We start from the raw sequence: 20,731 nt of genomic DNA, 5'->3' as shown, positions 1-20,731 counted from the left end.
CTGCACAATGCCTGCACAAACGTACCGTGGCCTTGGCTGAACGCGGGCTGAATGCGACGGCGGATCGCGCCTGTTCGCCGTCAGAAAATTTTTACCGCAGGGTTCGTCCGATGCGTTGTCGCAAGCTGTGGTTGCGCTAGGATGGTCGCCGCAGATGACTACTGCCCTAAGGAGACCAGGGATGACTATCCAAGCAAAAATACTGGGCGCGTGTGCGCTGTCGGCATTGGCTGCGTTTGCGATGACCTCGCAGGCGAATGCCCTGACGGCGCAGGAATGCAGCGCCAAATACCAGGCCGCAAAGGCCGCCGGCACGCTCGGCGGCCAGAAGTGGAACGATTTCCGGAAAGCCCAGTGCGGCGCCGACGCCGCGCCCGCTGCCGCCGCCGCGGCTCCGGCCGCCGCGCCGAAGGAAGAGAAGACGGCTGCCAAGAAGGAAGCCGCACCTGCGGCTGCGCCATCCGGCCCCACGACTTTTCCGAGCGCGGTCGACGCAAAATATTCGAAGGAGACGGCGACGAAGCAGCGTTTCCACACCTGCCTCGATCAATACAACGCCAACAAGGCCAGCAACGCCAACGGCGGGATGAAGTGGGTCCAGAAGGGCGGCGGCTATTACAGCGAATGCAACAAGAAGCTGAAGGGCTCGGCCTAGCCAGCAATCGATGCGGGCGCGGCCGGAGGTTTCGGCCGCGCCTACAATTCCGCTTACAACCCGCGGAGCAACGTCTCGGCCGACTTCGCCACCAGTTGCGCGCGCTTGCGCTGGCCGCGTTCGAGAAACAGCAGGCTCTGCCCGAACACGAAGCAGTAGAACAGGAACGCCTGCGCGTCGGCCTCCTCGGCCGCCAGTCCCGTCGCGCGATAGAGATGCCCGACATTCTTCAGCCGCGCGGCGTCCACGCTCGCCACCGCATTGGCCGCCAGCTCGTCGGATCGTGCCCATTGCCGGATCGCCAGTTCGACCGCCATGGCCTCGGTGTTCATGCGCTCGGAATAGAGCGCGATCAGCGCCTTCAGCCGCTCGCGCGCGGTCGCGCCGTCGAGGCTGGTCTGTTTCTCGATCGCGGCGATGCGGCCCGCGCTCCAGTGCTGCAGCATGGCGTCAAGCAGGGCCGCGCGGTCGCGGAAGCGGCGGTAAAAGCCGCCCTTGGTGACGCCGAGGTTCTTGGCCAGCACCTCAACCCGTACGCCCTCGACGCCGGTCCGGGCGATTTCCTCAAAGCCAGCCTCGATCCAGCTCTCGTGGCGAACCTCGCCGGCACGCGCCTCTCCGGTTCGCGCCTCTCCTTTGGCATCGCTCATGGTCCGGTCCCACGGAGTGTTGATACGGTACCGTATTGCTAACCCGGAGAGCGTCTGATACGCTACCGTATCAAGAGACAAAAGAGCGGGAGCAAACGATGGAGACGGACGCGACCTATCGCGGCACGGTCTATCCGTGGCAATGCGATCATGTCGGGCACATGAACATCATGTGGTATGTCGGCAAGTTCGACGAAGCGAACTGGAATCTGTTCGCCCGGCTCGGGCTGACGCCGTCGTACTTGCGCAACTCCGGCCGCGGCATGGCCGCCGTGCAGCAGAACATCACCTACAAGCGCGAATTCCTGGCCGGCGATATCATCGAGGTCAGGAGCCAGGTGCTCGAGGTTCGCGACAAGTCGATCCGCTTCGTCCACGAGATGCGTAACGCCGAAACCGGCGAAATCGCCGCGACTTGCGAATTCGTCGGCGTCCACATGGACCGGCAGGCGCGCAAGTCGATCCCGTTCGCTCCCGTGATCCGCGACGCCGCAAAGCGGCATCTCGAACCGGCGATGGCGTGACCCATGCCGCGCTTCGAGCCGAAGAACCCGGATTATCGCGCGGTCGCCACCGCCATGTTCGAGCAGCAGCGCGCGATGAAGACGCTCGGCATTTCGATCGCGCGGCTGGAGCCGGGCGAGGTCGATCTGGCGATGGATTATTCGCTCGACCTCACCCAGCAGCACGGCTTCATCCACGCCGGCATCATCACGGCGGCGCTCGACAACGCCTGCGGCGTCGCCGCCTTCACGCTGATGCCGCCGGGTGCGGGGATTCTCACCGTGGAATTCAAGACCAACTTGCTGGCGCCGGCGCGCGGCGAGCGGTTCGCGTTCCGTGCCAGCGTCGTCAAGCCCGGCCGCACGCTGACGGTGTGCGAGGCCCGCGCCTATGCGGCGGATGACGGCAAGGAGACGCTGATCGCGACCATGACCGGCACGCTGATGGCGCTGACCAGCCGCGAGGGCGCTTCGCCAGAGAGGGGGCATGTCGCAGCCTGATCGGCTGATGTGTATTGCAGTGCAGCTTTGTGCTGCGGCCATGGCGATCTGAAGAAAATCCTTCTATGGTTGCGCCGTGCAACAGAGTCTTTCAACTTGATTATCTCCACGGCGCAAGGCGTGCTGGGACTGGCGTCGGGGATGCTGGTCGGCTTCTCGCTTGGCCTGGTCGGCGGCGGCGGCTCGATCCTGGCGGTGCCGCTGATGGTCTATGTGGTCGGCGTGGCAGAGCCCCATATGGCGATCGGCACCAGCGCGATTGCGGTGGCCGCCAACGCCGCGCTCAACCTGTCCAACCATGCGCGCGGCGGCACCGTGATCTGGTCCTGCGCGCTGATCTTCGCCGCGGCCGGCATGGCCGGCGCGTTCGGCGGCTCGATCCTCGGCAAGATGATGGACGGTCAGCGGCTATTGGCGCTATTCGCGCTGGTGATGATCGTCATCGCGCTGTTGATGCTGAAGACGCGCTCGCGGATCGGCCTGCCTGACGTCAAGGTCTCGATGGCGAACATGCCGGCTATTGTCGGCCTCGGCCTCACCACCGGAACGGTGTCGGGATTCTTCGGCATCGGCGGCGGATTCCTGATCGTGCCGGCCCTGATGCTGGCGACCGGCATGCCGATCATGAACGCGGTCTCCTCCTCGCTGGTCGCGGTTACCGCGTTCGGCCTGACCACGGCTGCCAGCTATGCCTGGTCCGGGCTGGTGTCGTGGGCATTGGCGGGACTGTTCGTGGCGGGCGGCCTCGCAGGCGGACTGGCCGGCACGCGTTCGGCGCGGCAACTTGCCGAGCGCCGCGGCGCGCTCAACATCGTGTTCGCCGTGGTCATTATTGCCGTGGCGCTCTATATGCTGGCGCGTAACATATCCCTATCTCAGCCGTAGACAGGAAATGCAGCCCTTGGCGAGACTCAGATGAAGCGATTGAATAATCCGGCCGGGACGATCCCAGGCTCGACGCGGCGCGAAGCGCTTGGCTTGCTCGGCGCGGGCGTGGCCCTGTTCGGCGCGGGCATGTCGCGTGCGGCGTTCGCGCAAGGCGACGACGTCCTGACCGAAGCCCTGGTGCTCCGCGACCCCGACGCTCCCGCGACCGGCAATCTCGACGGCGACATCAACATCGTCGAATGGTTCGACTACAACTGCCCGTATTGTCGCAAGATCGCGCCCGAGATCCAGCAGGTGGTGCAGGACGACGGCAAGGTCCGCCTGGTGCTGAAGGACTGGCCGATCCTGGGCGACGTCTCAAAGTACGCGGCGCGGGGTGGCGCTCGCCGCCAAGTATCAGGACAAATACCTGCCGGCGCACGAGGCGATGATCGGCGTCAGTTCGAAATTGACCGAACCGCGCATCCGCGAACTGGTGGCAGGCGCCGGCATCGATATGGACCGTCTCAACCGCGACCTCACTTCGAATGCGAAGGCAATCGACACCATTCTCGCCCGCAACCACGACCAGGCGGTAGCCTTCGGATTCAAGGGAACGCCGTCCTTCATCGTCGGCAAGTTCCGCGTGCCGGGAATCCTGACCATGGCGGAATTCGAGATGGTGATTGCCGACGCGCGCAAGGCGAAGAAAAGCAATTAGAGCGTCAAAACGCCGTCGTTCGGGACGACGGCGTTTGAATGTTGCGATTGATCTCGCCAGGAAGTTATCAAGCAATTATCGCGACGAGAGCTTGACCCAATCGTCGTGGGCGCGCGTTTTCAGCGCCTTCCAGTCCTCTGCCACGACATCCCAGTTGACGAGGGTGCGATTGGCCTGCGCGACCTGGCCGCTGGCGACGCTCGACGTCCGCATGGAATCGTAGACATAGACGCCGAAAACCAGCAGCAGCGCGCCCAAAATCATTCCGACAAACGTCCGCATGCGATACCTCCGTGACCGCTCACTAACGCGGAGGACGAGGGATGGTTCCCCGACCTAGGATCGCGCCTTCGGCGGCGCTGGGCGGGGAGCCGAGGCGGAAGGTGCCGCCCCTGTGGCGCCACGCGGCGCGCGTCCTCGACTTCGCGGGCCATCTGCAGGGCCGCAACCAGTTCGCCCGCGTCATGCCAGAGGCGCTGAACGCGGGAGGCCCCTCGCGCCGTGCACGATAAATTCGGACGAGATTGTGTCGACAGCATCGTCGGTGGTCAGGCCTGGCCGTTCAGCCATTGCAATATCTCTGCATTCATCTCGCGCGGATAGGCGTGGCTGAGATCGTCGAGCTCGCGATAGATGACGTTGGCACCCGCGGCCGACAGTGCTTGGGCTGTCTGCCGCGCCACCTGTACAGGAAACATCCAGTCCAGCCGGCCATGCAAGATATGAACGGGCAGGCCACGCAGCCTGTCGGCATCGGCCATTTCTGCCATCAGCGGATGAAACGTTGCCGAGACCGGCGCGAGGTGCGTGAAGGGCGAGGCGCTCTCGAATCCCGTGACATAGCAGAACGTGCCGCCATCGCTCATCCCGGTCAGCAGCATCCGCCTGGGATCGACGTTCCAGCGCGAGCGTACGGCGTCGAGGATGCGCATCAAATTCGGCGTGTCGGTATCGTCGCCCATCAGTGCCCAGGTCGAACCGGTCGCGGTCGGGGCGACCAGGATCGCGCCGCGGCTGCGGGCATCGCGCAGCCAGCTCCACAGAAAACCGCGGCCATTGCCGCTGCCGCCATGCAGCGCCATCACCAGCGGAAGCGCGCGGTCGGGGGTGTAATATTCCGGCACGTAGGCGGAGAAGCCGCCGCGGCTGCCCGGCTCGTTATGATCGTGAAAGACGCCGGTGTTTGGATTGGCTGGCGCCGCCAGCCGCGCCGCGAGATCGTCGTTGTCGCGCAGCGACGGGTCGACGAAGAACTCGCTCACCGGCGGCAATTTTGTAGCCAGCGCATATAGCGCCTCCTGCGCACGCGGAGCGTAGCGAAGTGCGCGAAACACGCTAACGAGATCGCCATTGCCATTTTGCACGACGCGCAGAGCAGCGAACGCGGCGAGTGCCGCATCGCTCGCCGCGTCGAGGGAGGTCTTGATATCTGCGAACTCCGCCGGCCATTCTGCGAGCTTCGACCGAACCGCGCGCAAGGCCTCGTCAGGCTGGCCTGCGGCCTCCATCACGCGGTCGAAATCAGGTGGGTTCAGGTAGCGCGCGACAAAGCCGAGTGCTTCGAGCGATTGCAATAGCGGCGGCAGCACGGCCACGATGTCGTCCACCACGGCCTCACCCATCACGCCATCCCCTATTTCAATGCAGCCTCAATCCAGTGAAGTCTCGATCTAGTGAAGTCTTGGCGCCTTCAATAGCTTGGCGCGGTCGGTCGAGGCCAGCACCACGTCGAAGGTGAGGCCCTCGTGGTAGACCGTGAGCGGTACGTCGACGCCAGCACTGCCGAGCGACCAGAGCTTGCGATAGAAGCCGGTCTGGCTGGTGATCTTGTCGCCATTGACAGCGAGAATGACGTCGCCGGTCTTCAGTTCGGCGAGCGCCGCGGGTCCCTTGCCGGCGATGCCCACCACCACGACGCGGTTGTCGATTTCGGTGGTGAACATGCCGAGCCACGGTCGCGCCGGCTTGTTGACGCGGCCGAATTTCCTGATGTCGTCGAGTACCGGCTTCAACAGGTCGATCGGCACGATCATGTTGACGTGTTCGGCCTTGCCGTCGCGCTCGCGTTCAAGCTGCAGCGAGCCAATGCCGATCAGTTCGCCGCGGCTCGAGATCAGCCCGGTGCCGCCCCAATTGGGATGCGCGGGATGGGTGAAGATCGCCTCATCCAGCAGATATTCCCAATAGCCCGCGAATTCCTGTTTTGCCGCGATCTGGCTGGCGACCGAGCGCGTCCGCCCGCCGGCGCCGCCGACCACGACGCGGTCGCCGATCGCAGCAGTGGCGGAAGTACCGAGCGGCAGCGGATCGAGGTCGAGGTCGCCGAGGGCTTGCACCAGGCCGAAGCCGGACTCGAAATCGAAGCCGAGCGCGTGGCCTTCCACCACGCGGCCGTCGCTACGGTGCAGCCAGACGGCCTCCGCCTCGGTGATGAGGTAGCCGATCGTCAGCACCAGCCCGTCATCGATCACGACGCCATTGCCGGCGCGTTCGGTGCCGAGCGTCTCGGCGCTGAACGCATCGGGTGGAATGATCGAATGCAGCCCGACCACCGACGACAGGGCTTTGTCGAGGTCGAAAGCGTAATCGCCCGGGCGCGGCTGGTTTGCGGGCGGCACTCTCCATTCGGTCAAAGAAGGCATGGATGGTCTCCTGGCGAACCGGAGCGCGTTTCGGGCGAAAGCGCGGGAAATTCATCACAGTCTATGCTGCAAACGGCCGTCTTGAAAGTGTCCCCCAAATGGGCCGGCATGCGACTCATAAGGGGCAGATTCACAATTGTTCCAGGGCCAGTTAAGGATCATTCCACATTTGCCCGCGCGCGGGCCGGCATGATCCGGAAATCGCGATTCTCCTTCAACCAGCCGGCGCGCTCGTCGCGCAGCAACGTGCGGCGAACCTTGCCGGAATCGTCGCGCAGGCCGACATCGACGGCCTCGAAACTTTCCGGGTGCTTGTAGCGGCTGAGCCGGTCGGCCAGGAACACAGCCATGCCGTCGGCGATAGTCTGCGCGTCTGTGCCCCGGTCGAGTTCGAGAATAGCGTGCACGCGCTGCCCGAATTCGGGATCGGGCAGGCCGACGACGACGCAGGAGCGCACATCGGGATGCGCCGATACCGCAGCCTCGACTTCGGCCGGATAGATGTTGGCGCCGCCGCGCAGGATCATGTCGGCGAGCCGATCGCCGAGATAGAGATAACCTTCCGCGTCGAGCCGGCCGATATCGCCGAGCGATTCCCAGCCGTCCGGCCGGCGCTTCGGCTCGGCCCCGAGATAGTGATAGGTGGAGCCCGGGCCGTCATTGGGCAGGAAATAAATCTCGCCGGTCTCGCCGGGTGCTACATCGTTGCCGTCCTCGCCGATGATCCTTAGGCGGCAGGTGTCGCCGATCTTGCCGACGGAGCCGCGGTGTTCGAGCCATTCAACGCCCGATATAATCGTGGCGCCCTGTGCTTCGGTGCCGCCATAGAGTTCGTAGATGCGCTGAGGCCCCAGCCACTCGATCCATTTTTCCTTCAGCCATGGCGGCATCGGCGCGGCCATGTGAAACACGATCTGCAGGCTCGATAGGTCGTAGCAGTTGCGCACCTCCTCGGGCAACGCCCAGATCCGGTGCATCATGGTGGGCACGAAATTGACCCACTGTACCCGGCTGGTCTCGATCAGGCGCAAGCATTCCTCGGCGTCGAACTTGACGAGGCCGGTGACGCGGCCGCCGTTGAACAGCGCCGTGTGCGACACGATGAACGGCGCGTTGTGGTAGAGCGGGCCGGGGTTCAGCAGGGAAGCGCCGAGTGGCATGCCGAGCGCCGCCGGTCCAGCGGTGTCGACCACGGCGGGCCGGTGATCGAGGATCACTTTCGGCCGACCGGTCGAGCCGCCGCTGGTCATCGCCTTCCAGTAGCGCGCCACCGGATTGTTCACAGGCTCGTCCGAGAAGCCGTCAGGCATGAAATCGGCTGGCAGTGAATTCGGCGCATTCCAGTCGGGCTGGCCGCCGACCACCAGCGATGGCTTGAGGATATCGAGCACGGCTGCGGCCTCGCCGCGCGGCAGGCGCCAGGTCAGCGACGTCGGCGTCGCGCCGCATTTCCACACGGCAAAGGTCGTCTCGAAAAACACATTGCTGTTGGGCAGCCCGATGGCGACGAAATCGCCGGGCTTCACGCCCTTGGCAGCGAAGGCGTGGGCGCGTCGATTGGCGTTGCGCTCGAGCTGCTCCCAGGTGATGGCATCGGCGCCGTGACTGACCGCGATGGTGTCCTTCGGCTTCCGTTCGGCATACCAGCGTGGCACGTCGGCGATGGGAATGAGCATGGGGCGTTTCCGTTGGAGCGTTGATGCCGCTCTTGTGTTGTGACGAGGCTGGCGCCTCAAAGCTATCGTGACAGAATTGGATCGCGGAGTGAAGGCGCAGCTTGCATTGCGCGCCGCCAAGTCCGGCCCAACCGCTCCTCAAGGAATTCGAGGGATCGGCGAGCTGCGAGGCAGACCGCGAAAAGAAAAGGCCCCGCCTCGGCGGGGCCTTCCTACGCGGGCGTCTACGCAGTCGGCTCACCAGTCAGAAACGACAATGTTGCCGTAGGATCCGTAGTCGATAGGCACTGCAGCGCCAAACGACGGGGCCGGCACATAGGCCCGACGGCTCACCACCACGGTGCGTGGCCGTACAATCGGCGGCGCCGCGACAACCGGCGCCGGTGCGACGTAAACGCTACCGGGAGCCACTGCCACGGGATAGGGGTCGACGTATCTATCGACATAGATCGCCTGCGCGGATGCGCTGGTGACGCCGAAGGCCAACGAGCCGGCGACTGCCACGCCGGCCATCGAGCAAATGCGCGATCTCATTGTCATGTTCCGCAATCTCCTTTGCTGCTTGTTACGGCCTCCAACGAACCCACACCGCGCGCGGCCGTTCCCGACGCTCACGAAGTTTTTTGGACGCAAGCTCCGTAATGACGCCCCCCGCTCACGGATTGGCCAGGATCTCGGTATCCAGCGGGCTGTCGTGAGAAGCAAACCATTCGGCGCGAAGCGCTGCACGGCGGCGACCGCGATCGTTGATTGGCAGCTTCAACGCCTCGAGCAGGCCCTCAACCTCGCGGCGCGCGGCGAGGCGAGATGCCTCCTCCACGTCGGTGTCGGGCATTGTCTCGCATAGCTCGTCCAGCGCGGTCAGCCCACGGGGAAAAAGATCGCGATAAATCGCCCGCTCCTGAAGGCCAGTCGCGGCCCGGAAACCTGCATCGAGGGCAAGTTCCTGCAAACAGCCGCAAAGAACCGGGACGATAGATGATCGTTGCGCCGAAATGCGATTGCGCACGACCACCCAATCGATGAGGGCGCCGTCAACCGGCCGGCGATGCCGGCGCATCTCGCGCACCAACTCGCCGTAATGGCCGACCCCGGTGACCGTCAACGTAACCGGATCGAGTGTCGCCAGCACGTCGAGGTCGAGAAAACTGTCGTTCAGCGGCGTCACCAGGGTGTCCGTGATCGAATGGGCGAGCCGCATCAGGTAGCTGTCATGCGGGGGCGTATCGATCACGACGAAGTCATGGCGATCCTGCGCGGCGGCAACGGCCCGCTGGAAATCGGAGCATTCGGCGACCTCGTTTTCCGCCACCATGGGGCCTTCGACGCGTGCGATGCAGAAATGCGTCGGCAGTTCCAGATCGACCTGGCTCCGCCGCGCCCAACCGCGCCGGCTCTCGACGTAGTGGGTGAGGGTCCGTTGCCGGCCGTCGAGGTCGATGGTTGCGACGCGCTGGCCGGCCTTCAGCAGCGCAACGGCAACGTGCATCGCGATGGTGGTTTTACCCGAGCCGCCCTTCTCGTTTCCGACCACGACGACATGCGGCGGCGGCGACGGGCGCAATTGATATGCAGGCGCGGTAAGCACGGCTGCGCCTCCACGAACCGTCGGTTGCTTTTCAAGCCTGCTCAGGACGGGCGCCCCGCAAAGGCGCGGCAGTCCCGTGCGGCAGGCAACGACATAACAGAAGCGTGGCGCCGTTTGTTCCTGGAACGCCTGCAACCCCCGCTGTCGTCAATCATTTTTCTGCAAGTCACTTGAAGCGCAATTCTGACCCACCTAGGTCGCATATGTCAGCCGTAGACTTCCGCCTGTCGACGGCTGTGATTTCCTGTCATCTCCACAAACAGCCGAGGAGGAGCGCAATGAAATTCCGTCCGCTTCACGATCGGGTCGTCGTCAGGCGCATTGAGGCCGAGGAAAAGACTGCCGGAGGCATCATCATCCCCGATACCGCCAAGGAGAAACCGCAACAGGGGGAGGTCGTGGCGGTCGGGCCCGGCGGGCGCGACGAGGCCGGCAAGCTCGTTCCGATCGACCTTCAGGTGGGCGATCGCGTGCTGTTCGGCAAATGGTCGGGCACCGAGGTCAAGATCGACGACACCGAGTATTTGATCATGAAGGAGAACGATATCATGGGCGTGCTGGTGGAGTCCGGCGCCAGTCGCAAGGCCGCCTGAAAGCCCGCCCCGATGTAATGGGTAACCGATGAACAGTATCTTAGGAGCAAGACCATGGCTGCCAAGGAAGTCAAATTTTCGGTCGATGCCCGCGAGAAGATGCTGCGCGGCGTCGACATTCTCGCCAATGCGGTGAAAGTAACGCTCGGACCGAAGGGCCGAAACGTCGTTCTCGAAAAGTCGTTCGGCGCGCCGCGCATCACCAAGGACGGTGTCACCGTCGCCAAGGAGATCGAGCTCGAAGACAGGTTCGAGAACATGGGCGCCCAAATGGTGCGCGAGGTCGCGTCCAAGACGTCCGATCGGGTTGGCGACGGCACCACCACTGCCACCGTGCTTGCCCAGGCGATCGTGAAGGAGGGAGCGAAGGCTGTCGCCGCGGGCGTGAATCCGATGGACCTCAAGCGGGGTATCGATCGCGCTATCGATGCCCTGATAGGCGATATCGAGAAGAACTCGAAAAAGATCACATCGAACGATGAGATCGCGCAGGTTGCAACCATTTCGGCCAACGGCGACGCCGAGATCGGCCGCTTCCTCGCCGACGCCATGAAGAAGGTCGGTAACGACGGTGTAATAACAGTCGAGGAGGCGAAGTCGCTGCAGACCGAGCTTGAAGTGGTGGAGGGCATGCAGTTCGACCGCGGCTACATCTCGCCCTACTTCATCACCAACGCCGAAAAAATGCGGGTCGAGCTCGAAGACCCCTATATTCTAATCCACGAAAAGAAGCTGTCGGGACTGCAGCCAATGCTGCCGCTGCTCGAATCCATCGTGCAGTCAGGCAAGCCGCTGCTCATCATTGCCGAGGACGTGGAGGGGGAGGCGCTCGCCACCCTCGTCGTAAACAGGCTGCGTGGCGGACTGAAAGTCGCGGCGGTGAAGGCGCCCGGCTTCGGCGATCGTCGCAAGGCGATGCTCCAGGATATCGCCATCCTTAGCGGCGGCACCATGATTTCCGAGGATCTCGGTATCAAGCTGGAGAGCGTGACCATCAAAATGCTCGGCCATGCCAAGCATGTGAGGATCGATAAGGAAAATACCACGATCGTTAACGGCGGCGGCAAGAAGGCCGACATTGAAGCTCGCATTACCCAGATCAAGGCCGAAATCGAGGAGACCACCTCCGACTACGATCGTGAGAAACTCCAGGAGCGGCTCGCCAAGCTCGCGGGCGGTGTCGCGGTGATCCGTGTCGGTGGGGCGACCGAAGTGGAGGTGAAGGAGCGCAAGGACCGCGTCGACGACGCGCTGCATGCGACCCGCGCGGCAGTCGAGGAAGGCATTTTGCCCGGCGGCGGCGTTCCCCTGCTCCGCGCCGGCAAGGCGCTCGACAGGCTGAAACCAGCCAACGAGGACGAGCGCTATGGCGTCGAGATCGTCAAGAAAGCGCTTTCGTGGCCGACCCGCCAGATCGCGATCAACGCGGGCGAGGATGGCTCGCTCGTGATTGGACAGATCCTGGACAAGGATACATACGCCTTCGGCTTTGATGCCCAGACCGGCGAGTTCGGCAACCTGATCTCAAAGGGGATTATTGATCCCACCAAGGTGGTGCGCACCGCGCTTGAGGACGCAGCATCTGTAGCTGGTCTCCTCGTCACCACGGAGGCAATGGTTGCTGAACTTCCGAAGAAGAAGTCGCCGCCGACAGCTCCGGGTGCGGGCATGGCCGATATGGATTATCAGATCTAAACTCGCGGGTGATTGGCGCGTCTTCGACCGCGCCAAATCGCCGTTTCGTCGGCGATGGGTATCTCGCTCTACGAATTCTGAACCGCTCCGCCTATGGGTCGAGCTCGGCGTGCCGCCGATCAGGCGACCATCAACAGCCCGCGGCGGGCTGTTACGGATCGAGCTCGGTATCCCAATAAAGATAATCCAGCCAGCTATCGTGCAGATAGTTCGGCGGAAATAATCGCCCGTTGCGGTGCAACTGATGCACCGTCGGCGCGAACGGGTGTTGCCGCGGAAACATCTTCGCCTGCTGCGGAGTCAGATTGCCCTTGCGCAAGTTACATGGCGAACAGGCCGCGACGACGTTCTCCCAGGTGGTCTGGCCGCCCTTGCTGCGCGGAATGATGTGATCGAAGGTCAGGTCGTCATGCGCGTTGCAGTACTGGCAGACGAAGCGGTCGCGCAGGAAGACGTTGAATCGGGTGAAGGCGGGATGCGTGGTCGGCTTGACGAAGGATTTGAGCGACACCACGCTGGGAAGCTGGATCTCGAAGCTCGGGCTATGCACCGCGCGGTCGTAGTGCTCGACGATGTTGACGCGATCGAGAAACACCGCCTTGATCGCGTCCTGCCACGACCAGAGAGACAGCGGGTAGTAGCTCAGCGGCCGGAAATCCGCGTTCAGCACCAATACCGGCCATCCGCCCTGCGAGACATGTGCGTTCAAGTAACGCTCCTGACCCCCATGTTAGCTGCGAAGCAGCGTGTGCTCTGCATACTACAGGCAGCGTGACGGGATTGTGAAGAGCGTTCCGGGGCTTATCCAGCAGCAGGAACGCGTGATTCTCTGCCGTGCCCCTGGAAAAAGCCTCGGTTCCTTACCTCGCCAATGCCGGACATTCGCGGTCAATGCATCGTGATAGGCGGCCCAGGCCGGGCGATTCGCCTCCGGCGTGGGCTGTGTGCGCGACTATTCGGTGTGCGGCGGAGCTTCGACCGCCCAGCTCGGATCGGCACCGAACGGGTGATCCATGAAGAATACCCACGTGCCGTCGGGCATCCGGCGGTGGACCTCCATACCGTGGTGATGCACCTCGGTGCGCTTGCCGTTTTCGTCGGTGCCCTTGATCAGCCACTGCGACCGCGTCATCGCGAAGTCGCCGGAAACCGTCGTGTGATGGGTGACGACATCCATGTGCGGCTTCAATCCGACATAGGCCGCCATCGTCTTGCGGATGCCGTCGGCGCCGCGCGCGACGCTGCTGCCGCCATGGACCTCGTCGACCTGAACGATCGAGGCGTCGGGGTGATACATCGCTGCCGCGGCGTCAACGTCCTGCGCATTGAACGCGCGTGCCAGCCAGAGATTGCAAAGTTCGGGGGACGGAGCTCCCATTTCTCGGACTCCCATGTGTTGAAGGTTGTCGATGCGAGGAGGCCGTGGCCTCACGCTCCGGTGCAAGGCCGGATCGGTGTCACCTTAAGTTCCTCATCTCGCTTCCCGTTGCGGTAGGTAACGTTTGGCGCGGCGGAAAGCACGTTGGGAATACGCCAGCGTCACTTGCGAAACTGCAAGCGGCGCTTACGTGTGCGCCATGGAGGACTGGAACGAGCCCCAACTCGTGTTGGCGGTGCATCGGGCAAGCAGCCTCACCGGCGCCGCCAAAGCGCTTGATATCGATCACTCGACCGCGTTTCGGCGCCTGAATGCTCTGGAAACGCGGCTCGGCGTGCGTCTGTTCGAGCGTCTTCCCGGCGGAGCGTATCAAGCGACGCCGGCCGGCGAGCGGATGGCGGCAGCGGCCGAGCGGATGGAAGATGAGGCGCTCGCCATCGACCGCGACATTGCGGGGCGGGATTACCGTCCCTCCGGCCGCCTGCGCGTAACCTCCTCGGAAACGCTGGCATATCGAAAGCTGACCAGCCATCTCGCCGCGTTCCGGCGAACCCATCCCGGCATCGTCGTCGAGCTCGTGGTCGACAACCGCGTCCTCAATCTCTCGCGCCGCGAGGCCGATATCGCGCTTCGTCCGATGCGGCCGAAGGAGGGCGATCTCTGGGGTCGCAAGCTCGCCGACGTCGCATGGACGGTTTACGGCGCAACCGGCTATCTCAAGGAAAGAGGCGGGGCCGTTTCATCCCCGGAAGATCTCGGCCACCACGCCCTGATCGGATGGGAAGAAACCGCAGTTGGCATCATGGCGGCCGACTGGCTCAATCGAATGGTGCCGGATGATGCCTTCGTCTACCGGACCAACAGCCTCGTCAATCAGTTCATCGCGGCGAAGGCCGGCATCGGCCTCGCGCTGCTTCCCTGCTATCTCGGCGACGAGGATCGCGATCTCGCCCGCGCGCTGCCGGATGCGGTGCCGGATTTGGTCGGCGAATTGTGGATCGTCACCCACGCCGATCTGAAGAGGACCGCACGGGTGCGCGCCTTCTTCGATATTGTCGGAGAAGGCCTTGCCCGTGAGCACAGCCTGTTTGACGGGCGAGGCCAGTCCCGCGTTTCCGGCCTCCGGCGCTAGCAAGGCCTTGCCCTAGCACCGGTCTAGATCTTCTCCAGCTTCTGCAGGCAGCGCGTCACCCCGACCTCCAGTGGCATCGGCGTATCCGGAAAGCTGGTCTTCCAGTCGGTGACGCCGACCTCGCCGATATAGATGTCGCCCCTGGAATCCAGCGCGATGCCGTGGGGCGCGAGGAATTTGCCGGCCTCCAGCCCTGGGCCGTTTTCGCCGCCGAGCCGGGCGATGCGCTTGCCCTTCGAATCCACGATCGAAAGCCGCGGACCGAGATTGGGCACATTGCGGTTGACGGCCATGCCGGGGCCGAGCTCGCCGACGATGAAATTCGGCTGTTTGCCGCCGCAGCAGCACAGCGCGCACGGCCGGTGTAGATAATTCCACTGCGTCTCGTATTTGCCGTTACCGTCGAACACCTGCACGCGGTGGTTCTCGCGGTCGGCGACATAGACCCAGCCGTCGACGTCGGTGGCGATGTTGTGAACGATGTTGAACTGGCCGGGATCGGTGCCGGGCTCGCCCCAGGTCTTCAGGAGCTTACCGTCAGGCGAATATTTGTGGACGCAGGCATTGCCGTAGCCGTCGGAGACGTAGATCTCGCCCTTCGGCGACAACGCGGTATGCGTGCAGCGGTGAAACGGCTCGCCGCTCATGAATGGGGCGGGCTTGTTCGGGATGCCGATGGTCAGCAGCACCTTGCCTTCTGTGGAGCACTTGCGCACGGTGTGGTCGCCGTCATCAGTGCAATAGAGATGGTCGTCGGCATCGATGTGCAAACCGTGGGCGCGGTTGAACAGGCCTTCGCCCCAGCTCTTGATGAAATTCCCCTCGCGGTCCAGCACCACCATCGGATGGGCGCCGCGATTGAAGACGTAGATGCGGTCCTTGCTGTCGACGGCGACGGAGGCGACGTCGGTCAGGCTCCAGCCGTCCGGCAGCTTCGCCCAGTTTTCGACGACGCGGTAACGGTGCTCGCCCGAGCCGAGAATGGCCGACATGCGCTTCTCCCGATCTGATATTTGTTGGCCGGGAGTGTTGCAAACAACTGCCCGAAGCACGAGGGGGATTTGCGCATGGCACACTTCTTCCAGCCTAGCTCCCGATATCCTCCGCCGCGATGATCCGCTGGCGAAGCGCCAGGCGTACCAATTCGATGTCGGAGGCGACGCCGAGCTTGGCGCGGATCTGATAGCGCGTGTTGGCCGCGGTCTTCACGCTGATATGCAGCGTGTTTGCGATCTCATCCACGGATTTCTCCGCCAGCAGCATGCGCAGGATTTCGAATTCCCGTGGGCTCAGTGCGTCGACTGCCGAAGGCTCGCCGGTGAGCCGGTTGATGGCGAGCTCGCGGTCGATGTCGGGGCTGAGCGCGATGCGGCCGGCCATGACCTCGGCGATCGCGCGCAGCAGCGCGTCGGGCGGGTTGCTTTTGGTGACGAAGCCACGTGCGCCCGCCTTGATTGCCTGGACCGCATAGGCCGCGCTTTGGTGCATCGTGAAGACCAGGATGCGCGCCGACTTGTCCCATTGCCGGATTCGCCTGATAGCCTCGACCCCGCCAATTCCTGGCATCGACAGGTCCATGATGACGAGGTCGGGCCTGGCGTCCTTGTAGACGCGATAGGCGTCGGCCCCATTGTCGGCTTCAGCGACGACTTGCAGGCGATCCTGCTTCTGCAACAGCGAGCGATAGCCCTCGCGTACGATGGCATGGTCGTCCACCAGCATCACGCGCGTGCGGCCACCGGCGTCCGCCAAATCTAAGGCTGCCATGTCTAAGACTCCACCCGCATCGTGGGAATGCGCACGACAAGTCGGGCGCCGCCCGCCTCTCGCCGCTCGAATTGCAAGGTCCCTCCGAGCGAAACCACGCGCTCTTGCATGCCGAGCAGTCCCATGCCGGCTTTCGGCTTCAGGTTGGCGCTGGCCGCTTCGCCGTCGTTCTCGACGGTCAGGACGATCTCGGCGTCTCCGGCCTCGAGACGCAATCGCACGCACCTAGCCTGTGCATGCTTGGCCGCATTGGTGATCGCCTCCTGCGCGATACGATAAAGACTTGCGCTGACACCGGGCGGCAAATCGTCGGCCTCGCCACTGACGGCAATCTCGAATCGGGTGCGGCCCTTCTCAAAACCATTCCAGCTCGCAACCAGGCTTTCGAGGCTGAGGGTGAGGCCGAGTTCCTCAACGTCGGGCGGCCGCAGGCGCACCAGCGCGCCGCGCAAGGTTTCCATCATATGCGCCGTCGTACGCGAGATGCCCCGGCATTCCTCGTACAGTGGCGGGCATTGGCGCTCCGCGGTGTGAGCGGCGGCGGCAGCCTGCGCCGCGATGGCGGAAAGCGACTGGCCGAATTCGTCGTGCAGCTCGCGCGCAAGATGGCGCCGCTCCTCGTCCTGCACTTCGATCAGTTTTCGCGTCAAGGCGTTGCGTTCGGCAAGCGTTGCCTGCAGCCGCCGTGCGAGGGTGTTGAAGACGCCGGAAATTGCCGACAATTCCGCAAGGTCGAAACGCGGCAGGCGCGCGGAAAGATCGTTAGCCGCCAATTGCCGCAGTCCCGTGGCAATGGCCTGGGTCGGCCGCAGCGCCCGCGCCAGCGCGGCATAGACCGCGACACAAAGCCCGGCCAGCGCGAAAGCCATGATGGAGAGCAGCCGGCTCACCTCGCGCCAGCTCTGGCCGATCTGCGTGGCGGGGTCGAAGGTTGCGACCGCCATGCCCCGAGCGCTGCCGGCAACGAGGACCGGCATCGAGACCGGTTCACCCGGACGAAAGACGGTGCGATAGAGGGAGGCGAAGCTTTCGGGCGCGGCCTTTTCGTCTGCGGGCGCGCCACTGCAGATGCCCTGGCGAAACGCGCCGGTATTGTCGCGGTAGGCAATGCAAAGGCCCGGCTCCATCAGCGCCGCGATTCCTGCAAATCCGGCGTTGCGTTAATGGAGACGGAGAGCCATTGCGCCTGCGATTGCTGCAACGAGAGATCCCGGGCAACGATCTCGGCGATTCGGCTCGCTTTGGCTCTGGCCGCACGGTCGCTGTCGAACAAGGCGTAGGCCGCGACGGCGATGAAGCAAGCTGCCGCAAGCGTCGCGACGCGTAACGCCAGCCGCAGCTTCAGATCGATGGCGGGCACAGGCCTCGCCACAGAGTTGGATGCCTGTCGCAAGCTCCCTCCCATAGGCTTAGACTATAGAAGCAAATTTCCCCGGGAAGAAAGCGGGGCAAGCCAAGATCGGGTATTTCACCCGGCCGATGCAGGGAAAGCTGCCGTTTCGGCGGGGCAGCAGATCGGGCGAAATCGCGGCGAATAAGGCAGCTCCGCGTTAGCAGTTCCGAGGTGATCCATGCGCTCCATCGCCACTATCCTCGCTCCGGCCATTGCGCTGGCCACGCTCGCGACGGCTGAGGCCGCCGAGACGGCCACGCCGCCTCCGATCAAGATTGCAGTCTTTCCCTTCGAACTGGAGGATTTCAGCGCCGCAGCCGCCTACGTCCCTCCTGATGACATCGACCGCGAGCAATTGCGGCTTTCGACGGAGGAAACCCGTCGGCTGATCGCGGCATCCGGGCGCTACCAAATCATCGACGTCAGCGCCGTGAACGACCAGGCGGCGAAGACTGGCAAGTTGCGGGATTGCGACGGCTGCGAAGCCAGGATCGCCGCCGACCTCGGCGCAGATCAGTCGATGATCGGGATCGTCACGCGCATCACCCGAACGGAATACGCGGTCACCTTCAAGATGCGCGACGCCGGATCCGGGGCGATCGTCGCGGTCGAGCAGACGGATTTGCGCATGGGCGCCAATGTGGCCTGGAGCCGCGGGGCGCGGTGGCTGATCCAGAACCGTCTGCTGGATCGGGCGCAGGACAAGCCGCTCATCTTCGCGGTCGCCGAAATCGAATATATCGACACCTCGGGCGAGGTCATCGATCAAAGCGCCGACCATTTGCGGCGCCGACGCACCTTCGAAGCCTCGCTACGTAGCGATCTGGCGGCGAGCGGAAAGCTGCAAAGTGCCGATCTCGATTGTCCGGCAAACGCCTGTTCTGTCGGAGACCTCACTACCAGTCAGTTGCTCGGCAAGGCGCAGGCGGTCGGCGCCGACCTTCTCCTGATCGGCAGCGTTCAAAAGATGAGCACGCTCGTGCAATGGGCGAAATTCGATATCATCGACGTGAAGTCGCGGAAGGTGGTGTTCGAACGCCTCGTCAGCTTTCGCGGCGACAATGACGAAGCCTGGCGCCGCGCGGCAGCCTTCATCATCAGGCAAATCAGCGATCGCGAGGCAGAACTCTCGCGCCTCGCGGCAACAACCCTTCCTCGATCGCCTTGATCTGCAGCGCCAGATGTTTTGAGCCGATGCGGCATTGCGCGAGGCCGCCGGCGATGAACCACAGGCCGGGCTGACCGGTCCGCTTGTACATATTGCGCAGTTCCTGCTCCTCGCCAAATCCCCAGATCGTGCCGACGCGCTTCTCTACCACCTCGCCGAACAGTTTTCGCACCAGCTCTTCCTGGCGCTTGTAGCCGGTCGCCAGTACGACGAGATCCGCGTCGATGGTCTCGCCGTCCTTCATTTTCGCGCCTGCGGTCGTGAATGTGTCGAGATCGGCAAATTGCTTCAGCGCGATATCGCCCTTGATGATCAGGTCCGAGCAGCCGACGTTGAAGTAATAGCCGCCGCCGCGGGTGAGATATTTGAACTGCCAGCCCGTGTTGTCCTCGCCGAAATCGAGCTTGAAGCCGACGCGTTCCAGCCCTTCGAGCAATTCCGTGTCGAGCGCCTTGGATTTCTCCGCGGTGATCGCATGGCTCTTGCGTGCCAGCTTGAGCGGCATCGAGGTCACGATCAGGTCGTTATCGTCGAGCGTGCCTTCATTGTAAGGCGCGTAGACCAGTTGCGCGGACGGTTCGATGCTGACGACCAGCGTGGAAGAGCGCTGGAACAGCGTGACTTTTGCGCCGCTGGAATGCAGGTCCTGCGCGATGTCGTGACCGCTGTTGCCGGTGCCGATCACGATGGCGCGCTTGCCCTTCCAGTTCTCACCGTCGTCATACTGGCTGGAATGCATCACCTTGCCGGCGAAATCCTTCAATCCCGGAACGTCAGGCACGCTCGGAATGCCGCTGACGCCGGTCGCCAGCACGACATGGCGTGGATGCATGCTGCGCTTAGCTCCGTCGGCGCAGCGCAGCGTCACCGTCCAGCGACCTTCCGTCTCGTCATAGCGGCCGCCCTCGAACTCGGTCTCGGTCCAAAAATTCAGCTCCATGGCCTCGACATAGGCTTCGAACCAGTTGGCCAGCTTGTCCTTCGGAATATAGGTCGGCCAGTTCGGTGGGAACGGCATATAGGGCAGGTGATTGACCTGCACCTGGTTGTGCAGCGTCAGCGCGTGATAGCGCTTGCGCCAATTGTCGCCGATGCGCTTTTCGCGATCGACGATCAGCGTATCGACGTTCAACTGCTTCAGCCGCGCGGCGATCGACAGCCCGGATTGCCCGCCTCCGATGACCAGCACGGTGGGATCATGATCCGAGTATCCGGCTGAGGCCTTGCGCAGGTCCAGCCAGTTCGGCCCGCGAAAGTCCCGCGAATAGGCGTTGCCGCGCGGGCGATTGACGCCAAGCTGTTCCTCAAAGCCCTTCAACTCGCCAAGCTCGGTCAGCAGCGTCCAGGCCTTCAGCCGGTTGCCATCGTCCGCATCTGATATCAGGCGGATGATGCCGTTGCCGCGCCCCACTTTGGTCTCGAACCTGAAGATCGCCTCGATGGCGTTGGTGCCCGCCCGCATCACCTTGCGCGGTGCGGCGCGATCGGGGGCGATGGCAAAGCCGCAGGGCTCAGTGCCACGGGCCAGCGGCGGCAGCGCTTTCAGGATCGCCTCTCTGCCGTTCAGGGTCTGGATGTTCCAGCTCAGCGCCAGCACGTCGCGCCAGTAGCTGTCGGGATGGAACAGCGTCTTCAGCAGAGCGTCATCGGGTTTCCCGAGCGCTTCCTCGAATTGCGCAAGCCAAGTGTCGGCGGCAACCGAACTGTCGTCCGTCCTGTCGAGCATGGGCGTTTCCCATCACCGGCCGTCTTCGCGGCGTTTTCCTGTGGGCGAGCCTATACCTATTCCGGACGATGCAGGA

General features: G+C 63.6%; 22 protein-coding genes and 1 pseudogene. 9 read left to right on the top strand and 14 right to left on the bottom strand.

All coding sequences use genetic code 11. The features are described from left to right. The first annotated feature begins 181 nt into the window (after positions 1-181). Positions 182-655 (top strand): hypothetical protein, encoded by a 474-nt coding sequence (locus tag ACFXS9_RS30080; RefSeq protein ID WP_392695165.1) that lies wholly within the window; start codon positions 182-184, stop codon positions 653-655. 53 nt (positions 656-708) lie between these two features. On the opposite strand, the gene ACFXS9_RS30075 is transcribed toward ACFXS9_RS30080, so the two are convergent. Further along, the gene (locus ACFXS9_RS30075) at positions 709-1,305 is read right to left on the bottom strand and encodes a TetR/AcrR family transcriptional regulator (RefSeq protein WP_392695163.1); all 597 of its coding nucleotides are present in this window, start codon (positions 1,303-1,305) and stop codon (positions 709-711) included. A gap of 98 nt (positions 1,306-1,403) precedes the next feature. Between ACFXS9_RS30075 and ACFXS9_RS30070 the strand changes: the two genes are divergently transcribed. The 4 genes and pseudogenes from ACFXS9_RS30070 (at position 1,404) to ACFXS9_RS30055 (ending at position 3,897) form a co-directional block, all read left to right on the top strand. Next, positions 1,404-1,829, top strand: coding sequence for an acyl-CoA thioesterase (locus tag ACFXS9_RS30070; protein WP_392695161.1), 426 nt, complete (start codon positions 1,404-1,406; stop codon positions 1,827-1,829). A gap of 3 nt (positions 1,830-1,832) precedes the next feature. After that, complete coding sequence (locus tag ACFXS9_RS30065; protein ID WP_392695158.1) at positions 1,833-2,309, top strand: PaaI family thioesterase; 477 nt, start codon at positions 1,833-1,835, stop codon at positions 2,307-2,309. A gap of 99 nt (positions 2,310-2,408) precedes the next feature. Further along, the gene (locus ACFXS9_RS30060; protein WP_392700091.1) at positions 2,409-3,194 is read left to right on the top strand and encodes a sulfite exporter TauE/SafE family protein; all 786 of its coding nucleotides are present in this window, start codon (positions 2,409-2,411) and stop codon (positions 3,192-3,194) included. Positions 3,195-3,224: 30 nt separating this feature from the next. Further along, positions 3,225-3,897 (top strand): annotated as a pseudogene (locus tag ACFXS9_RS30055) (DsbA family protein). Between the two features lie 75 nt (positions 3,898-3,972). Here ACFXS9_RS30055 and ACFXS9_RS30050 read toward each other — a convergent pair. The 6 genes from ACFXS9_RS30050 to ACFXS9_RS30025 all read right to left on the bottom strand — a co-directional run bounded on the left by ACFXS9_RS30050 (position 3,973) and on the right by ACFXS9_RS30025 (position 9,803). Then, positions 3,973-4,179 (bottom strand): hypothetical protein, encoded by a 207-nt coding sequence (locus ACFXS9_RS30050; protein WP_334366488.1) that lies wholly within the window; start codon positions 4,177-4,179, stop codon positions 3,973-3,975. A 266-nt stretch (positions 4,180-4,445) separates the two neighbouring features. Continuing rightward, positions 4,446-5,519, bottom strand: coding sequence for a phospholipase (locus ACFXS9_RS30045; RefSeq protein ID WP_392695155.1), 1,074 nt, complete (start codon positions 5,517-5,519; stop codon positions 4,446-4,448). Positions 5,520-5,567: 48 nt separating this feature from the next. Beyond that, a complete protein-coding gene (locus tag ACFXS9_RS30040; protein ID WP_392695153.1) occupies positions 5,568-6,539 on the bottom strand; it encodes a S1C family serine protease in 972 nt (323 codons plus the stop codon). Between the two features lie 158 nt (positions 6,540-6,697). Continuing rightward, complete coding sequence (locus tag ACFXS9_RS30035) at positions 6,698-8,215, bottom strand: AMP-binding protein (protein ID WP_392695150.1); 1,518 nt, start codon at positions 8,213-8,215, stop codon at positions 6,698-6,700. Positions 8,216-8,452: 237 nt separating this feature from the next. Then, a complete protein-coding gene (locus tag ACFXS9_RS30030; protein WP_392695147.1) occupies positions 8,453-8,755 on the bottom strand; it encodes a hypothetical protein in 303 nt (100 codons plus the stop codon). Positions 8,756-8,870: 115 nt separating this feature from the next. Further along, complete coding sequence (locus ACFXS9_RS30025; protein WP_392695145.1) at positions 8,871-9,803, bottom strand: division plane positioning ATPase MipZ; 933 nt, start codon at positions 9,801-9,803, stop codon at positions 8,871-8,873. A 278-nt stretch (positions 9,804-10,081) separates the two neighbouring features. Between ACFXS9_RS30025 and groES the strand changes: the two genes are divergently transcribed. Together groES and groL are read left to right on the top strand one after the other, a co-directional pair. After that, positions 10,082-10,396: a co-chaperone GroES gene (gene groES, locus ACFXS9_RS30020; RefSeq protein ID WP_392695143.1), complete on the top strand. Its 315-nt coding sequence runs from the start codon at positions 10,082-10,084 to the stop codon at positions 10,394-10,396. Between the two features lie 54 nt (positions 10,397-10,450). Next, positions 10,451-12,091 carry a chaperonin GroEL gene (gene groL, locus ACFXS9_RS30015; RefSeq protein WP_392695141.1) on the top strand — a complete coding sequence of 547 codons (1,641 nt, stop codon included), beginning with the start codon at positions 10,451-10,453 and terminating at the stop codon, positions 12,089-12,091. A 151-nt stretch (positions 12,092-12,242) separates the two neighbouring features. Here groL and ACFXS9_RS30010 read toward each other — a convergent pair whose 3' ends face one another. Both ACFXS9_RS30010 and ACFXS9_RS30005 read right to left on the bottom strand, forming a co-directional pair. After that, positions 12,243-12,800 (bottom strand): HNH endonuclease, encoded by a 558-nt coding sequence (locus ACFXS9_RS30010; RefSeq protein ID WP_057842830.1) that lies wholly within the window; start codon positions 12,798-12,800, stop codon positions 12,243-12,245. A 243-nt stretch (positions 12,801-13,043) separates the two neighbouring features. Next, the gene (locus ACFXS9_RS30005) at positions 13,044-13,469 is read right to left on the bottom strand and encodes a YybH family protein (RefSeq protein ID WP_392695138.1); all 426 of its coding nucleotides are present in this window, start codon (positions 13,467-13,469) and stop codon (positions 13,044-13,046) included. Positions 13,470-13,668: 199 nt separating this feature from the next. On the opposite strand from ACFXS9_RS30005, the gene ACFXS9_RS30000 reads away from it, so the two are divergent. Further along, positions 13,669-14,601, top strand: coding sequence for a LysR family transcriptional regulator (locus tag ACFXS9_RS30000; RefSeq protein WP_392695136.1), 933 nt, complete (start codon positions 13,669-13,671; stop codon positions 14,599-14,601). 23 nt (positions 14,602-14,624) lie between these two features. Here ACFXS9_RS30000 and ACFXS9_RS29995 read toward each other — a convergent pair whose 3' ends face one another. The 4 genes from ACFXS9_RS29995 to ACFXS9_RS29980 all read right to left on the bottom strand — a co-directional run bounded on the left by ACFXS9_RS29995 (position 14,625) and on the right by ACFXS9_RS29980 (position 17,728). After that, positions 14,625-15,593, bottom strand: a complete 969-nt coding sequence (locus tag ACFXS9_RS29995) for a peptidyl-alpha-hydroxyglycine alpha-amidating lyase family protein (protein WP_392695133.1) — start codon at positions 15,591-15,593, stop codon at positions 14,625-14,627. A gap of 94 nt (positions 15,594-15,687) precedes the next feature. Beyond that, positions 15,688-16,368 (bottom strand): response regulator, encoded by a 681-nt coding sequence (locus tag ACFXS9_RS29990; protein WP_392695130.1) that lies wholly within the window; start codon positions 16,366-16,368, stop codon positions 15,688-15,690. 2 nt (positions 16,369-16,370) lie between these two features. After that, the gene (locus tag ACFXS9_RS29985; protein ID WP_392695127.1) at positions 16,371-17,495 is read right to left on the bottom strand and encodes a histidine kinase; all 1,125 of its coding nucleotides are present in this window, start codon (positions 17,493-17,495) and stop codon (positions 16,371-16,373) included. After that, positions 17,495-17,728 carry a hypothetical protein gene (locus tag ACFXS9_RS29980; RefSeq protein WP_392695125.1) on the bottom strand — a complete coding sequence of 78 codons (234 nt, stop codon included), beginning with the start codon at positions 17,726-17,728 and terminating at the stop codon, positions 17,495-17,497. Before ACFXS9_RS29980 ends, ACFXS9_RS29985 begins: the two co-directional genes overlap by 1 nt. 211 nt (positions 17,729-17,939) lie before the next feature. Here ACFXS9_RS29980 and ACFXS9_RS29975 point away from each other — a divergent pair, with 211 nt between their 5' ends. Beyond that, positions 17,940-18,929, top strand: coding sequence for a DUF2380 domain-containing protein (locus tag ACFXS9_RS29975; RefSeq protein WP_392695123.1), 990 nt, complete (start codon positions 17,940-17,942; stop codon positions 18,927-18,929). On the opposite strand, the gene ACFXS9_RS29970 is transcribed toward ACFXS9_RS29975, so the two are convergent. Next, positions 18,868-20,655, bottom strand: coding sequence for a flavin-containing monooxygenase (locus ACFXS9_RS29970; RefSeq protein ID WP_392695120.1), 1,788 nt, complete (start codon positions 20,653-20,655; stop codon positions 18,868-18,870). The genes ACFXS9_RS29975 and ACFXS9_RS29970 overlap by 62 nt on opposite strands. Positions 20,656-20,731 lie beyond the last annotated feature (76 nt).

Source organism: Bradyrhizobium sp. RDI18, from assembly GCF_043203335.1.
Lineage (GTDB): Bacteria > Pseudomonadota > Alphaproteobacteria > Rhizobiales > Xanthobacteraceae > Bradyrhizobium > Bradyrhizobium retamae.
The sequence above is the reverse complement of the archived record's forward strand: the minus strand, read 5'-3'. Positions and strand labels throughout refer to the sequence as shown.

What these genes read in the sequence shown, in the direction of transcription:
- ACFXS9_RS30080 (WP_392695165.1), top strand. Translation starts at nt 182, where the DNA reads ATGACTATCCAAGCAAAAATACTGGGCGCGTGTGCGCTGTCGGCATTG.
- ACFXS9_RS30075 (WP_392695163.1), bottom strand. Translation starts at nt 1,305, where the DNA reads ATGAGCGATGCCAAAGGAGAGGCGCGAACCGGAGAGGCGCGTGCCGGC.
- ACFXS9_RS30070 (WP_392695161.1), top strand. Translation starts at nt 1,404, where the DNA reads ATGGAGACGGACGCGACCTATCGCGGCACGGTCTATCCGTGGCAATGC.
- ACFXS9_RS30065 (WP_392695158.1), top strand. Translation starts at nt 1,833, where the DNA reads ATGCCGCGCTTCGAGCCGAAGAACCCGGATTATCGCGCGGTCGCCACC.
- ACFXS9_RS30050 (WP_334366488.1), bottom strand. Translation starts at nt 4,179, where the DNA reads ATGCGGACGTTTGTCGGAATGATTTTGGGCGCGCTGCTGCTGGTTTTC.
- ACFXS9_RS30045 (WP_392695155.1), bottom strand. Translation starts at nt 5,519, where the DNA reads ATGGGTGAGGCCGTGGTGGACGACATCGTGGCCGTGCTGCCGCCGCTA.
- ACFXS9_RS30040 (WP_392695153.1), bottom strand. Translation starts at nt 6,539, where the DNA reads ATGCCTTCTTTGACCGAATGGAGAGTGCCGCCCGCAAACCAGCCGCGC.
- ACFXS9_RS30035 (WP_392695150.1), bottom strand. Translation starts at nt 8,215, where the DNA reads ATGCTCATTCCCATCGCCGACGTGCCACGCTGGTATGCCGAACGGAAG.
- ACFXS9_RS30030 (WP_392695147.1), bottom strand. Translation starts at nt 8,755, where the DNA reads ATGACAATGAGATCGCGCATTTGCTCGATGGCCGGCGTGGCAGTCGCC.
- groES (WP_392695143.1), top strand. Translation starts at nt 10,082, where the DNA reads ATGAAATTCCGTCCGCTTCACGATCGGGTCGTCGTCAGGCGCATTGAG.
- groL (WP_392695141.1), top strand. Translation starts at nt 10,451, where the DNA reads ATGGCTGCCAAGGAAGTCAAATTTTCGGTCGATGCCCGCGAGAAGATG.
- ACFXS9_RS30005 (WP_392695138.1), bottom strand. Translation starts at nt 13,469, where the DNA reads ATGGGAGCTCCGTCCCCCGAACTTTGCAATCTCTGGCTGGCACGCGCG.
- ACFXS9_RS30000 (WP_392695136.1), top strand. Translation starts at nt 13,669, where the DNA reads ATGGAGGACTGGAACGAGCCCCAACTCGTGTTGGCGGTGCATCGGGCA.
- ACFXS9_RS29995 (WP_392695133.1), bottom strand. Translation starts at nt 15,593, where the DNA reads ATGTCGGCCATTCTCGGCTCGGGCGAGCACCGTTACCGCGTCGTCGAA.
- ACFXS9_RS29990 (WP_392695130.1), bottom strand. Translation starts at nt 16,368, where the DNA reads ATGGCAGCCTTAGATTTGGCGGACGCCGGTGGCCGCACGCGCGTGATG.
- ACFXS9_RS29985 (WP_392695127.1), bottom strand. Translation starts at nt 17,495, where the DNA reads ATGGAGCCGGGCCTTTGCATTGCCTACCGCGACAATACCGGCGCGTTT.
- ACFXS9_RS29975 (WP_392695123.1), top strand. Translation starts at nt 17,940, where the DNA reads ATGCGCTCCATCGCCACTATCCTCGCTCCGGCCATTGCGCTGGCCACG.
- ACFXS9_RS29970 (WP_392695120.1), bottom strand. Translation starts at nt 20,655, where the DNA reads ATGCTCGACAGGACGGACGACAGTTCGGTTGCCGCCGACACTTGGCTT.